Source organism: Siminovitchia sp. FSL H7-0308 (genome assembly GCF_037980985.1).
Lineage (GTDB): Bacteria > Bacillota > Bacilli > Bacillales > Bacillaceae_C > Siminovitchia > Siminovitchia thermophila.
The window spans coordinates 4,093,510-4,109,005 of sequence record NZ_CP150282.1 but is presented as its reverse complement, the minus strand read 5'-3'; the positions used below and the strand labels follow the sequence as shown (position 1 = coordinate 4,109,005).

Sequence of the window (15,496 nt, the reverse complement as noted above, 5' to 3'; positions counted from 1 at the left end):
CTTGATGGTGAGCTTTGTAAAGGAGCTCGTTATCTTAATATGAGATCAAGAGCCGATACCTAGTATGACTATCGTGTCAGGACGTTTTCGAGGAAGCGATTCCATGTCGGAATACTTCTTTACATCCGCCTGTCTACTCCCATCTGTCTCGCAACTTCAGAATAGTTGCGTCCTTTTGTATTGGTTTCGTATCTGATATAATTAATTTCAGCCATTGCCAACATCTCCTATATACCTCCCGTGAACGTAATGCCCGAACAACAGGAGTGTATGTATTTTTTCGGATGTTGGCAAGTGGCTTTTTTATACATAAAGTAGCTGCCGTTTCCTACATTTCTATCGAACAAGAAAACCTTGTTCATATAATATTTTTTAGTTATCCATTAGAACCTAGTTATAAGAATGAAACGTGTGAGGTAGAAGGCAAGGTATCAAAGGATGAAAGATAATAAATGAAAACATTAATAATAGACAATTATGATTCCTTTACCAATAATATTGCGCAATATGTTTATAAAGTAACGAAGGTCTCTCCTGTAGTAATAACTAACGATTATCCTTTCCATAAAATTAATTTTTCCGAGTTTAAAAATATTATTTTGTCTCCCGGACCAGGAACTCCAGAAAAAGATAAAGATTTTGGTATATGTAAAAGGATCATTAACGAAGTGAATATTCCTATTTTAGGCATCTGCTTGGGTCACCAAGGTATTAATTATTATTTAGGTGGAGAGGTCGGAAAGGCTCCTAAACCAGTACACGGTTATAGGGAGCTTATTCTCAATAATGGCGAAAATATATTTAAAGGCTTGCCAAATAGTTTTTTCGCAGTTAGATACCATTCTTTGATCTGTACTAAACTCGCTCCTTCACTTAAAGTAACTGCTTACACTCAAGATGGTTTGATAATGGGTATTTCACACAAAGAGTTGCCTATTTATGGCGTGCAATTTCATCCCGAATCAATTGATTCAGAGTTTGGGGTTGAATTAATTAGAAATTTTATAGAAATTTCTATGGGAGGCAATTAAATGTACGAGATTTTGCTTAAAGAAAAGTTAGAGTGTGTAGGATGTCCAATGAGTGTGACTCCAAAGAATGTTGAAAAAGATATAGACTTCTCTACTATTGAAGTATATGAGAGTTTGTTTTATGGTTCAAAAGATAGTTTTTGGTTAGATGGAGAATTATCAAGTGAGTTCGGCAGTAGGTTTTCAGTTATGGGAAATTGTGATCGGGATTCTGCCATTTCCTTCATTTATTATGTGAAAGATTCAAGGTTGGATATAACTGGCCCTAAAGGGCAAGAGTCAATTTATGGAGATTTTTACGAAATGATGGATTGTATATTTTCTTTAATAGACAATGAAAACTCCAAAGATGTTCTTCACCCGTTTAAAGGAGGGGTCGTTGGCTATTTAGGATATGAATTAAAAGCCCTTAGAGGGGTAACAAATAAACATACATCAGATATGCCGGATGCTGTTCTTTATTTACCTAAAAATATCTTAGTGCTTGATCATAAAGATCAGAAGAGTTATGTGTGTAACTTTTGGGGTGAAACTTTAAATGTAACAGAAAGTATGCTTAATAAGAGCGAAAAGTATATACAAAAAAGAACACCAGAACATTTAATACCCCCAACGGAAGATGAGATTGATTTAGAAATTACACGTGATGATTATAAAGAAAAGATCAAATTGTGTAAAAAATACATTGCTGAAGGTGAATCCTACGAAATATGTTTAACGAATCGCGCGTCTATGCCTTATAGCTTTGATCCATTATTGCTTTACAAAGAAATGAGACTTTTGAGCCCAGTGAGATATAGCGCTTTTTTCAATACTGAAGATTTTTCAATATTAAGCTCTTCTCCAGAAATGTTTATAAGTATTGATGAAAATGGAAAAATGGTATCTAAACCAATTAAGGGAACTAGAGCAAGAGGCATTACTGAAAAACAAGATAGTTTGGAGAAAGAAAGTTTAATGAACTCCTCAAAGGATAGAGCGGAGAATTTAATGATTGTCGACTTAGTCAGGCATGATTTTAATGAAGTTTGCTATCCTGATACAGTGAGAGTACCAGAAGCTTTTGTTGTAGAAACATATTCATCTGTACACCAGTTAGTTTCTACAGTCGTAGGAGAATTAAATTGGGAAAATGGTATTTTTAAATCTATAGGAAAATGCTTTCCGGGAGGCTCTATGACTGGAGCTCCGAAACTTCGAACCATGAGCATAATAGATGAACTTGAAGAGTCGCATAGAGGTGTATATTCAGGATCTATAGGTTGGGTTGGCTTTAACGGTTATACCGATTTAAGTATTGTCATTAGAACGATCGTCATTAAAGATCAAGTCGCAACTTTTGGAATAGGTGGGGCTATTGTAGAAGCATCAGATCTTGAAGATGAGTTTCGCGAAACATTAATTAAAGCTTGTGTTCCGTTTCAAAGTATAAGGAGAGTTCAAAATTTGATTAAAAAGTCGGTTTAGATGAAGATTACTAATGAAGTCTGGAATGGATCATTACGTTTCCACTATCTATAGTCATATAGGTATTTGTCATAATGATGCTCTATATAGTAACCTTACTAGAAGATGGATAGAGGGTGTGCATAGTTTCGGTGTATATTTTCCAGCTAAATCAAAAGAAAAAGAGGCAAGAACTAAGGGTTTTCACTATACGAATCCTGGGGGAGAAGCATTTTTTAAAGAAGTTGAAAGCGATGTTAATGTAAGGCTATCAAAGGAAACAATGTTAAAAGTTTTTTTCATAAAACTTTTAGCGATATAAAAAGCTGTAAGAAGGCCATTCATAGTAGATTACTAAAATAAACAAGATTCAGCAGGAATTGATCACATTAATTCACCAAACAGACCGTTACATAAAAAAACATGAAACCATTGACCTCTATTTAGACAGGATTCAACGTGAAAGCGATCAAGATAATAGTTTAGAAGGCTATTTCCTAAATCATTTTGAATAGCCAATTTTGTGTGGCCATTCAAAGTTCACTTTCTAGTTCATGGTTAAGCAATGATAATCCTTATATAGGCGAGATGTTTCAGACGCCTAAATCAGATTGGAAGTCTCTACAAAAGCTTTGCCTCCTTGGAGGATGCACGAAGTGGCCGGAGCAAGCTTTTTGCTTTGAAATCTATCTGCACGATGGGTTGAAAATTATTACACCTACACAATGCCATAGTGAACATACAAAGGTGTATTGGCTAACCGAGAAGTTACGAGTGCGCCAAAAGGAAGCATCCAGAACAATAAGTGACGACACAATGGATTGGTAGCCTCATGAACAGTAGTATTGCTTCTAATATGTAAAGAACTTGCAATCAGTTTCATTTCAGTGGATTGACAGTTTTTTTCAAAACAAGATACCATTTGATGTTTTTGTACTTATAAGGTACTAAGCACCCGTCGAAGGTAATTTATATTGTTACTAATCTATTTATGATCCTCTATTAAGTGTTTCGGTTTACTTAATTTTTGCATTTTGGAAAGAGAGTCGTAAAACTGGTTATATAATGATAATAGCCGCAGTCTACATACTAAGAGTTTAAATCATAGTAGGATAGGGGCTTGAAAAAATCTGTCTTTTATAGAAATCCTTTCTTCGAAACCATCCCCTAAATTATTAAAATACTTAAAAGCGAAAAGCATTATTTACATAAGTATGAGACATTTGAGGAGCTATCTAAAGCGGTGGATGAGTATATATATATTTTTATAATCATGATTAAACGAACTCATCCCTATAGAATCTAGAATTAAAGCCGCTTACATCATTTTTATTATTTCACTGTCTACTTGACAGGGGGCAGTCAAAAGACTAGTGGGTGATTTGTATTCTTTTACGGTTTACTTTGTTAATCTCCATGTAATAGATAGGAATGCCTCAGTTAAGTTGAAATCAGCAAAGTTTTAAAGGAAGCATGGGGCGTTACAGCAATATCTTCTGTTCCTTCTATATGAAATAACTTTTCAATCATATAGGTAAATCGTTGCGCAATAATGGCTCTCACTAGTCAAACGAATCTTCCTGACGCCAAGTGGCACCAAAATTTTCACCATTCTTTCTATCTCTTCAAAATAAAGAAGCTCCTCTCTTAGCATAAATTTAAAATCTGTACCAAATATCTCTTTAGGCACCAAGATTACAGCGGGCAGTTACAGAAATCCTTAAATCGTGCAAGGGACGGCCTAATGGTCCGTTAGAACTTTCATTAAATACCTCCTCCCCATTCTACCAAACAGGATTTTCTCCAAATTTCATAAATTGTTCTTAAGGAGGTTGTTCCCGAGGTGCATTAAAATGGATATAGACACAAAATTATTGATACACCCAACAATGAATGAATATCATTGCATGTTACAATTGATATAGATGATTAACTTAACACCTAATCATTTGTACGCAAGATGCCGGAAAGATTCCTACTTTTGCGGGATCTGGGTAATACAATAGAGCCTAAATGAAAGAACACAACATTTTCTTTCAAACGTTTTTAAGTGATATTTTTACGGTACTAGCAATCCGCAGAAAAAATAAACCCCTTGCAATAGGAAAACTGCTTTTCAACAGAAAGAGAAAGGAGTATTCCATGGATAATGAATTCATAAATAAGTTACCAAAAGTAACAGAGAAAGAGCCCTCAGCCTTAGCCATCATGTTAAATGAAATAGGTACAGTAAAACCAATTCATGAAGGAAGCCATTTGTTTCATGAAGGTGATGACGCAAATGAAATATATCTAATTAAATCTGGTCAAATTCAAATTTCCAAACTGACTGCTGATGGTAAAGAGTTGTTGCTAAGGGTATGTAATAGTGGCGATATAGTTGGTGAGCTTATTTTATTCAGTGATAACGCCACTTACTTTTTAAGTGCTGAAATTATTCACTCCGGTGAAGTCATCATGCTAAATAAAGAGAGAATAGAAAAAGAATTACTCTCTAATCCGTCTTTAGCTCTTGAATTCATGAAATGGGAAGCTGACCATATGCGCAAATTCCAAACGAAGATTAGAGATTTGCTTTTAAACGGCAAAAAAGGCGCGCTGTACTCCACCCTAATTCGGTTATCAAACAGTTATGGCGTCATTCATCCGAAAGGAATTCTTATTAATATGGCATTCACCAATAGAGAATTAGCCCGTTTCTGCGCAGCAACAAGAGAAAGCATTAACCGGATGCTTAGTCAGTTAAAAAAATGGGATGTTATTTCAATTGAAAAAGATGGAAGAATATTAATTAAAAACTCCAAGTTTCTTAGGGATGAAATAGGTTGTGAGTACTGTTCTATTGATATTTGCAATATTAATTAAGCGATAACGGGCTTTTCTTTTTTTGTTTTGCAATGAGATTCAGCAAAAAACCCCGTTATCGCTCGTATTTTTACACAAAATTTTAAAATGATTTCTTGACATCTGCATATAATTATTTCGATCAGCTAAGTTAAAACTCTTTCCTAACTACAAAGGTGCCGTGGCTACCTAATGGAATTAGCAACAAAAATTCCACTGAGGAATAACGGTACCTCAACCTCACTATCTCATTTGTTCCTATCAGCTGGGTTGTGAACACAGAAGTGTAAGACGCAATGCAACAATATCATCGTTTTGCATGCCTATTCTAATGCCTGTAAAAGCCAACTTCCGCTACGAACTTCCACTTTATTTATGATTCATTGATAGATCGTTAAACATACCTACATAGTATTGCACCGATCCAGAATCATTTTTAATACAAGTGATATGTAACCATTCTTTATAAATTTCGTCATTCTTTCGTTTATTCCATATTTCTCCTTGCCAAAATCCCTGGTTATTTATGTCATCCCACATTTTTTCATAATAAGCCTTATCCTGCTTTCCAGAATGTAAAATACTAGGCTTGTTCCCGATCACATCATCTTTCGAATAGCCGGTGATGTTACTAAATGCCGTATTTACATATTCAATCTCACCATGTTTATTTGTTACCATTATACCTTCTACAGTACCTTCTAAAATTTTTCTTTCTATATTTTTTTGATCTTTATAATACATAAAGATAACAATAATCAAGCTTATGAAAGCAAATTGGGAAAGTGCCATGAATCCAATGGCATAGTGACCAGTTATATTAAATACGATAGATAATATAAGTGGTGGAAAGAATCCTCCCAATCCTCCCATTGCGGCCACAACACCGTTTACAATCCCAGCTTGTTTGGAAAAATAAAGTGGTACAAGTTTGAAGACTGTTCCGTTTCCTATACCAACACTAACGGCAACAGAGAGGGAACCGATCGTATACCACTCTATATTTGGAGAAAATGATAATAGAATCCCTGATAACCCTACACCAACAAATACAAATATGAGAATAATGTAAGCATTACATTTATCTGCTAACCATCCACCTATTGGTCTAAGTGCTGTAGCAACTGCAATAAAGATGGCTGTCCGTATACCGGCATCGACAGAAGTTAAATCGAAATTGGTTACTAGGAAGTTTGGTAGAAATACAGTAAACGCAACAAACGCTCCAAAAGTTATAAAATAAAATAAGCATAGGAACCACAACGTTGAATTGTTGTATACTTTTTTAATTTGTTCTGACATAGAGGTGTTTATTTTAGCCTCTTTCTTATCGCCAAACACGAGATTCAATACTAGAAAGGCTAAAATAAGTATGAGATAAAGCTGAACGGTTTTTTGCCATCCTAAGTGTTGTGCAACAATAGGTGCTAAGAAAGTAGATACGGCAGTGCCGATATTACCAATCCCATATATGCCATTAATGAGTCCATGTTTTTCTTTTGGATAATATTTTGGCAATGAAGTTACTCCAATGGAAAAAGTAGCCCCGCCTACTCCAATGAAAAATCCTCCTAATACTAAATCCAAAAACGAATCAGCCCTGCTTATATAAAATACTGGCGGTAACAATATGAGAAAGCTGATGATGTTTATCATTCTGGCACCAAATCTATTTGTGAAAAAACCTACAGGAACACGAAGAACGGAACCTAAAATAACCGGGATAGCTGTAACCAATGACACTTGTCCAGCTGTTAATGCAATGTCTTCTTTAATGCTTGGCATCAAGGAAGATATTAATACCCAAATCATAAAGCCGGCAATAAGACTAGATGTTTGCAGGGAAACCTGAATACTTGGCTTTTTTGTCATCATCTCTTCATCCCTCTCGTACTAAGTTATGTTCATCATATAAATAATTAAAAAATGGGGGTGTGATCCAGATCACACCTTTCTTTTTAGGCTGGTGTTTAAATGGGGTTAAAGCAACTTATTGGAGGGATTTCGATGAAGAAGAAACGCTCACCGCTATGGCGCCGTTTAAATTATGTGAAGCCAATAGAAAATTATTCAAATCAACATAGTCAATTACAAGCAGGAAATAGAGAATGGGAAAATGTGTATCGGAGAAGGTGGCAACATGATAAAGTGGTTCGCTCTACTCATGGAGTGAATTGTACTGGATCATGCAGCTGGAATATTTATGTTAAGGATGGAATCGTCACTTGGGAAGGGCAGCATTTAGATTATCCGACAACAGGACCAGATATGCCTGAATTTGAACCAAGAGGTTGCCCGAGAGGGGCCAGTTTTTCGTGGTATTTATATAGTCCACTTAGAGTTAAATATCCATATGTTCGAAAAAAATTATTAGAATTATGGCGAGAAGCTTTAACAGAGCATGAGCATCCTTTAGAAGCTTGGAAAAGTATTGTGGAAAATAAAGAAAAAGCAAGGAGATATAAAACTGCAAGAGGAAAAGGTGGATTAGTACGAGTAGAGTGGGAGGAAATAACGCAACTCGTTGCAGCCTCTGTACTGTATACAGTGATTAAATATGGCCCTGATCGCAATATTGGTTTTTCACCAATTCCTGCGATGTCAATGATTAGTCATGCTGCCGGCAGCCGGTTTATGTCTTTGATTGGCGGACCGATGCTAAGCTTTTATGACTGGTATGCAGATTTGCCGCCAGCTTCACCGCAAATTTGGGGGGATCAAACGGATGTGCCAGAAAGCTCGGATTGGTTTAATGCGGGATATATTATTACTTGGGGGTCAAACGTGCCTTTAACCCGTACTCCTGATGCGCATTTTTTAGCTGAGGCGCGATATAAAGGAACAAAAGTAGTATCAGTTAGTCCGGATTACGCGGAATCGACGAAATTTTCGGATGATTGGTTGTCAGTGAAACAAGGAACAGACGGTGCTGTTGCAATGGCAATGGGGCATGTGATTTTAAATGAATTTTATGACAAGCAAAAGACGCCTTATTTTGAATCATACGCTAAGGAATATACCGACTTCCCTTTTATCGTTCGATTAAAAAAAGGTAAACAAAACTATGTAGCTGACCGATTTTTGCAGGCTAAAGATCTTAGCATAGATTGTGAACATAGTGAATGGAAACCAGCAATGTGTAATGAAAAAACGGGAGAATTTGCGATCCCACAAGGTACGATTGGTTCTAGGTGGGATGAAGAAGGAAAGTGGAATCTGTTATTAATTGATGAAAAAACAGGAGAAGAAATAGAACCTGTTCTCAGTTTTCTAGGGCAAGAAGACAAAGTAGTAGAAGTTGATTTGCCTTACTTTGACAATGAAGAGCATAAATTAATGCGACGAGCAGTGCCAGCAAAAGAAATAATTATAAGTGGAAAGAAAGAGTATGTCACCACTGTTTATGATTTGATGCTGGCAAATTATGGCATAAATCGAGGAATAGGTGGTAATGTTGCCAAGTCTTATGATGAAGAGGCTCCCTTTACACCTGCATGGCAAGAAAAAATTACTGGTATTGATCGAGAATCAGTCATTAAAATCGCGCGCGAATTTGCTCAAAATGCGATTGATACAAAAGGACGATCGATGATCATTATGGGCGCCGGGATAAATCACTGGTTCAATTCTGACACCATTTATCGCGCGGTGGTAAACCTTGTCATGATGGTAGGAGCTCAAGGTGTCAACGGAGGCGGCTGGGCGCACTATGTAGGACAAGAGAAATTACGCCCTGTTGAAGGATGGACACAAATAGCAACTGCCAAAGATTGGGGAGGTCCGCCAAAGTTGCAAAATGGAACTTCTTTCTTTTACTTTGCCACCTCTCAGTGGAGATTTGAGGAAACGGCAGTCAGTCAGCTCACCGGAGCTAATGTGGAGAAAGCAAGATACGATCATCATGGAGATTATAATGTCTTAGCCGCAAGGCTGGGATGGCTTCCATCATATCCTACGTTTAATCAGAATGGGATCGATTTATATCAGGAAGCCGTTGAAAACGGAAGTGAGACAATAGAGGAAATAAGAGAATATGTAGCTGAACAACTAAAACAAAAGAAACTTACATTTGCGATTGAAGACCCTGATGACCCAAAGAATTTTCCGAGAAATTTATTTGTATGGAGAGCAAATTTAATTTCCAGTTCGGGAAAGGGACATGAATACTTTCTGAAATATTTGTTAGGCACCTCACACGGGTTGTTAAATACGGATGAAGGCACGGTACGTCCAGAAGAGATTAACTGGAGAGAAGAAGCTCCTGAAGGTAAATTGGATTTGTTAATTAATTTGGACTTTCGAATGGCTGGTACAGCGTTATATTCCGATGTAATTTTGCCGGCAGCTACTTGGTATGAAAAATATGATTTATCCAGCACGGATATGCATCCTTTTGTGCATCCCTTTAACCCTGCTATCGCTTCACCGTGGGAGTCGAAATCGGATTGGGATATTTTCAAAGCATTGGCGAAAGCCGTTTCGGATTTGGCAAAAACAATAAATATGCAACCAACCAAAGAAATTGTAGCGACTCCATTAAACCATGACACAACCGAAGAAATAGCCCAACCATTTGGAGAAATTAAGGACTGGTCTAAAGGAGAATGTGAACCGATTCCTGGTAAAACAATGCCACAAATTCATGTGGTAGAAAGAGATTATAAGGAAATCTATACGAAGATGACAGCCCTTGGTCCGAATATTGTGAGCAAGCCCTATGGCGGAAAAGGGATTAACTGGAAGATGGAAAAAGAGTATGAACAAATTAAACGGAAAATAGGAACGATAAAGGATGGGAGTATAGCAAACGGGTGTCCGGATATTACAAATGCGAAAGATGCTTGTGAAGCAATTCTCAAGCTTTCTTCTACGACAAATGGAAAGGTTGCAGTGAAAGCTTGGGAAGCATTAGAGAAACAAACAAACCTTCAGCTTAAGGATTTGGCGGCTGATAGAGCAGAAGAATTATTTACATTTGACCAAATTACAGCACAGCCAAAGACTGTAATCACTTCTCCGGCATTTACTGGTTCAGAAAAAGGCGGCAGAAGATATTCGCCATTTACGACGAATATAGAAAGAAAAATACCGTTTCGAACGTTAACTGGGCGACAATCATTCTTTTTGGATCATGAACTGATGAAGGAATTTGGAGAACAGATGGCGGTGTATAAACCGATCTTGAATCATCAACCATTTCGGAACAAGCGTCCAGAAATAGAAGGGAAAGAGATTGTACTGAACTATTTAACACCTCACAATAAATGGTCTATTCATAGCATGTTTTTTGATTCGCAACCAATGTTGACGCTATTTAGAGGAGGTCCAACGATTTGGTTAAATAAAGATGATGCACAAGAAATAGATGTGCAAGACAATGATTGGATTGAATGTTTTAACCAAAATGGCGTTGTTGTAGCGCGAGCAGTTGTTTCTCACCGTATTCCAAAAACTATGGCGTTTATGCACCATGCACAAGATCGTCATATCCACACTCCTGGTACCAAACTAACAGATAACCGTGGTGGAACACACAATAGCCCTACGCGTATTCATGTAAAACCAACTCATATGATTGGTGGATATGCGCAGCTTAGTTACGGATTTAATTACTACGGACCAACTGGAAATCAGCGAGATTTAAATGTCGTGATTAGAAAGTTGAAGGAGGTAGATTGGCTTGAAAATTAAAGCACAAACAGGGATGGTAATGAATCTCGACAAATGTATTGGTTGCCATACTTGTAGTGTTACATGTAAAAACACGTGGACAAATCGCCCTGGAGCAGAATATATGTATTTTAATAATGTCGAAACGAAGCCTGGTATTGGGTACCCAAAGCATTGGGAAGATCAAGAAAAATATAAAGGCGGCTGGAAGTTAAAGGATGGAAAATTGACATTGCAATCTGGGTCAAAAGCAAAGCGGCTTGTCGATTTGTTTTACAACCCATATCAGCCTGAATTAGATGATTATTATGAGCCCTGGAATTATGATTATGAAACATTAACGAATGCACCAGAAAAACAACATCAGCCAGTAGCCAGAGCAAAATCAGCACTTACTGGAGAGTACATGGACTTGATATGGGGGCCAAACTGGGAAGATGATCTAGCTGGTAGCCATGTCACTGGGTTAAGTGACCCAAACGTTGTACAAATGGAAGAAGGGATTAAGACAGAGTTTGAAGACGTATTTATGATGTATTTACCGCGGATTTGTGAACATTGCATGAATCCGGCATGCGTTTCTGCTTGCCCATCTGGAGCCATGTACAAGCGTGAAGAGGATGGAATTGTACTTGTTGACCAAAATGCATGTCGAGCTTGGAGACATTGTGTCACCTCTTGTCCGTATAAAAAAGTATATTTTAATTGGAAAACACATAAAGCGGAAAAATGTAACCTATGCTTTCCAAGATTAGAAAATGGCCAACCTACCATTTGTTCCGAAACTTGTGTAGGAAGAATTCGTTATATCGGGGTCATGCTGTACGATGCGGATAAAGTGCTTGAGGCGGCGTCTATAGAAAATGAAAAAGAACTATATGAAGCACAAAAAACTATTTTTTTGGATCCCCACGATCCGGAAGTGATTGCTGAAGCAAAAAAAGAGGGCATTCCTATGGATTGGATAGAAGCTGCCCAAAAATCTCCCCTATACAAGATGGTTATAGATTGGGAGATTGCGTTACCTTTACATCCAGAGTATCGAACATTGCCAATGGTATGGTACATTCCTCCGCTTAGTCCAATCATGAATACGATTGAAGGAAAGGAAAGCGGAGTGGCTACAGATGATATTTTTCCTGCAATTGATCATATGCGTATCCCAATTGAATATTTAGCGAATTTATTAACCGCCGGAGATACGGATGTAATTCGCAAAGTGTTGAAAAAGATGGCAGTGATGCGAAGTTATATGCGGGCGGAAGTAACTGGTAAAGCATTTCATCTTGATTTGATTACAGAACTCGGGCTAAAAAAAGAAGATATCCAAGAGATGTATCGGTTATTGGCAATTGCCAAATACAATGATCGTTTTGTTATTCCGATGAGTCACAAAGAAGAAATAGCTGATCTTTATAGTGAACAGGGGATGTGTGGCTTAGACTTTGAAGGCGGCCCAGGAAGTTGTGGCGTATTTTCGTGATCGTGTTTTTAAATAGCGGAGATGTTGAATATAAGGTCCATGTAAACTTCAGAATGATTTTTTTCCAAAGCGTCTAATTAGCACCCAAATGTCTGATTTGTTCAGATGTCTTTATGACACACCAAAGAGGTACACAATCAGTAGGAGATAAAAGAACAGCCTACTGATTGTAGATTCATCTAATAGATGAGGCGCTGTATCCTATTATAAATATCATTTGAAACCATGAAAGGACGGCTTTTTATGAATCCAGCGTTGAATTATCAACTGATATCTTTTCTTTTGCAGTACCCTGATCGTAGTTGGGAAGAGGGGTTGCCCGACGTAAAGCTTGAAATAGAGCAGATTACTTATGAACCACTGAAAGAAAAACTAGTCAAGTTTGTAGAAGCAGTCAATAACAGTAGTTCTACAGATTGGATCGATAGATACATTGAAACATTTGATTTTGGCAGAGCAACGAATTTGTATGTTACGTATTTAAAACAAGGAGAAAAACGGGAAAGAGGTATGGAGCTACTGCAATTAAAAAAAATCTATCAACAAGCTGGCTTTACCGTTACTGATAAAGAACTTCCTGACTATTTACCTGCCGTGCTGGAGTTTTGCGCACAAGTTCCTACTAAACAAAGTAATGAGTTACTTGCAAATTATGGAGGAGCGATTTGGTTACTACGTGAAAAGCTACATTCTATGAATGACGATTATGGATTGTTATTAGATGCGCTTTTTATCCAAATGGACGTAAATGGAGTCAATATAGACGAATGCAAACAATCAAATGCGCTTATTGAAAAGAGGTAGATGAACATGTTAAATCTATTATTATGGGGAATTTTCCCATATATTGTTTTAACTATATTTATTGGTGGACATATTTACCGCTATCAAAAAGATCAGCTTGGCTGGACATCGAAATCCAGTGAGTTCTTAGAAAAAAAGCGCTTGCGAGTAGGGTCTTTACTATTTCATTTCGGCATTTTTATTGTATTAGGTGGACATTTTTTAGGCATCATAGTCCCAGTTGAGTTTTATAATTCCCTTGGTATAACGGAAAAAATGTATCATATAGTTGCTATTAGTTTTGGATTACCAGCTGGATTCGTTGCTCTATTGGGAGCTTTTCTTTTATTATATCGAAGGATTAGTGTCAAACGAATTAAAGCAACAACTTCATGGAGCGATTGGGTTAGTTTACTGTTTGTATTATTGGCAATTACGACGGGGATGCTGGCTACGAGCTTCAATATCGATTCACAAGGATTTGATTATCGAACGACTATTTCTCCATGGCTTCGAGGTATACTCACTTTTCACGTACAACCGGAATTGATGGTGACAGTTCCAATTTGGTTTAAGATTCATATATATGCTACTTTTAGCTTATTTGTTGTCTGGCCGTTTACAAGGCTTGTACACGCATTTAGTTTCCCCATTCGCTATTTAAATAGAAGCTATGTTATCTATAAAAAGAGAGTGGCTACAAAAAGAGTGGACCCATTGAATGTGAAGGATTAGCTTTCATTATTAAGAACCTACTTACAGCATTTTAATGTTTGCATAATAGTTTCCTTTCCAATACGCTGGCTGGCGAAATTAAATTCATTTGTCATCACGAAATGCAACGCATCAAAAGCAGGGTATCGCTCGGCGCTCCGGTAATACAAATAACGACCCATACATCGGATTCTCTCATGGAAATGCGGGTATGGTTCTGCACTAGCGCTTTATAAATATTGGCCTTGCAGGTAAAGCATTTTTGACTTTAGGTTAAAAATGCTTTTCTTTTTTGTCTCTTATAATACGATTGTTTATAAGGGTGAGAATGTTTATGGTTGGGTTTTCCCATTTTTTCTTAATTCGAACATAGATGTTTTTCATCTATACCTTAACCATATTAACTTATACAAAACAAATCGAAATAAAAATATACTCCGAAAGCTCTCATTGTTCATTTTGAAATTTATTTTTTGATTTGTTATGATCCTTTGAGAGAAGTATAAAATGGAGGGATAGGATTGGATTTTACAGATATTAATTACCTTAAAGTAGGAAGTGCGAAACAAAAACAAGCATACTACCATTTGCGTGAATTAAATATATTTGAAGAGTTAAAAATATTCAATCCAGTTCTTTGTGGAACCGTTCCGCTCGATATCAGCCTTCCAGATTCAGACCTTGATATCATTATGGAAGTAAAGGATTTCAAAGTTTATAAAAATATGTTAAAAGAAAAGTATAGTTTTTATGATTCTTTTCACATAAAAGTAAAAGTAATAAAAAATAATAAAGTTGTTAAATCCAGTTTTTTTTATAAAGGGGTGGAAATCGAACTTTTTGGACAATCAATTCCAGTGCAAGAGCAAAACGCTTATTTGCACATGGTTATAGAATATTTTCTAATAAAAAATGTGAATGGTCTTAAAGAAAAGGTAATTAAGTTAAAAAAGCAGGGTTATAAAACAGAACCTGCCTTTGCCTATTTATTGAAATTAAGTGGCGATCCTTATGAAAGCTTAATAGAGTATGGTAGAAACCAGGGGATCATTTGAAAGCAATCTATCCAAGGTATACATGTCAACGATGATATGTACATTTATCAAACAACTATCTAATAAGTTAATGTTATAGATACTAGGCAAAAAACATACTAAGATTAGTGGGTAAAATCATCCGTCGATGATCTTACCCACTAATCTTAGTATGTTTTCTATAAAAAGCCGTTTTTAACCGAAAATAAAATTAGTCATTTTCAGGTCATTATATAGACTGGAAAAATGTTTCATGTATTTCATCAAATCTTATAATCGTATGAATATAAATGAATCGCTTTGGGACATTTTTCATTCGAAGCGTGGGCAACCCTTAGTCCAAATACTTTCATATGGTAAAAATTTCGCACGTGGAAGGTCCAGAAGAGCTGCATAACAAGATGCGAACAAGGGGGCCGATCAAATGAGGATAGGCATACCAAATTGTCGTTTTATTACAACGAGTATCTTTTTTTATTGAGACGTTCCGA

11 protein-coding genes are annotated in these 15,496 nt (G+C 36.7%); 9 read left to right on the top strand and 2 right to left on the bottom strand.

The window, feature by feature from the left end; genetic code table 11:
* The first annotated feature begins 452 nt into the window (after positions 1 to 452).
* Genes MHB50_RS19155 through MHB50_RS19145 form a run of 3 tightly spaced genes read left to right on the top strand, consistent with a single transcriptional unit; the run spans position 453 to position 2,799 of the window.
* The gene (locus tag MHB50_RS19155) at positions 453 to 1,031 is read left to right on the top strand and encodes an aminodeoxychorismate/anthranilate synthase component II (RefSeq protein WP_339165316.1); all 579 of its coding nucleotides are present in this window, start codon (positions 453 to 455) and stop codon (positions 1,029 to 1,031) included.
* Entirely contained in the window at positions 1,032 to 2,498 is a 1,467-nt protein-coding gene (gene pabB / locus MHB50_RS19150) for an aminodeoxychorismate synthase component I (protein ID WP_339165314.1), read from the top strand.
* Between the two features lie 13 nt (positions 2,499 to 2,511).
* Positions 2,512 to 2,799: a hypothetical protein gene (locus MHB50_RS19145; RefSeq protein ID WP_339165312.1), complete on the top strand. Its 288-nt coding sequence runs from the start codon at positions 2,512 to 2,514 to the stop codon at positions 2,797 to 2,799.
* 1,118 nt (positions 2,800 to 3,917) lie between these two features.
* On the opposite strand, the gene MHB50_RS19140 is transcribed toward MHB50_RS19145, so the two are convergent.
* Positions 3,918 to 4,040 (bottom strand): hypothetical protein, encoded by a 123-nt coding sequence (locus MHB50_RS19140; protein ID WP_339165310.1) that lies wholly within the window; start codon positions 4,038 to 4,040, stop codon positions 3,918 to 3,920.
* 645 nt (positions 4,041 to 4,685) lie between these two features.
* Here MHB50_RS19140 and MHB50_RS19135 point away from each other — a divergent pair.
* Positions 4,686 to 5,342, top strand: a complete 657-nt coding sequence (locus tag MHB50_RS19135; protein WP_339165517.1) for a Crp/Fnr family transcriptional regulator — start codon at positions 4,686 to 4,688, stop codon at positions 5,340 to 5,342.
* Between the two features lie 348 nt (positions 5,343 to 5,690).
* On the opposite strand, the gene MHB50_RS19130 is transcribed toward MHB50_RS19135, so the two are convergent.
* On the bottom strand, positions 5,691 to 7,193 hold the full coding sequence (locus MHB50_RS19130) for a nitrate/nitrite transporter (RefSeq protein ID WP_077111609.1): 1,503 nt from the start codon (positions 7,191 to 7,193) through the stop codon (positions 5,691 to 5,693).
* 135 nt (positions 7,194 to 7,328) lie between these two features.
* Here MHB50_RS19130 and MHB50_RS19125 point away from each other — a divergent pair, with 135 nt between their 5' ends.
* The 5 genes from MHB50_RS19125 to MHB50_RS19105 all read left to right on the top strand — a co-directional run bounded on the left by MHB50_RS19125 (position 7,329) and on the right by MHB50_RS19105 (position 15,026).
* Positions 7,329 to 11,012, top strand: a complete 3,684-nt coding sequence (locus MHB50_RS19125) for a nitrate reductase subunit alpha (RefSeq protein WP_340084600.1) — start codon at positions 7,329 to 7,331, stop codon at positions 11,010 to 11,012.
* A complete protein-coding gene (gene narH / locus MHB50_RS19120) occupies positions 11,002 to 12,474 on the top strand; it encodes a nitrate reductase subunit beta (RefSeq protein WP_340084598.1) in 1,473 nt (490 codons plus the stop codon). Before MHB50_RS19125 ends, narH begins: the two co-directional genes overlap by 11 nt.
* A gap of 243 nt (positions 12,475 to 12,717) precedes the next feature.
* Positions 12,718 to 13,278 (top strand): nitrate reductase molybdenum cofactor assembly chaperone, encoded by a 561-nt coding sequence (narJ, locus tag MHB50_RS19115; RefSeq protein ID WP_340084596.1) that lies wholly within the window; start codon positions 12,718 to 12,720, stop codon positions 13,276 to 13,278.
* Positions 13,279 to 13,284: 6 nt separating this feature from the next.
* Positions 13,285 to 13,992, top strand: a complete 708-nt coding sequence (narI, locus tag MHB50_RS19110; protein ID WP_340084594.1) for a respiratory nitrate reductase subunit gamma — start codon at positions 13,285 to 13,287, stop codon at positions 13,990 to 13,992.
* Between the two features lie 500 nt (positions 13,993 to 14,492).
* Positions 14,493 to 15,026, top strand: coding sequence for a DUF4269 domain-containing protein (locus MHB50_RS19105; RefSeq protein WP_077111598.1), 534 nt, complete (start codon positions 14,493 to 14,495; stop codon positions 15,024 to 15,026).
* The last annotated feature ends 470 nt before the right edge of the window (positions 15,027 to 15,496 follow it).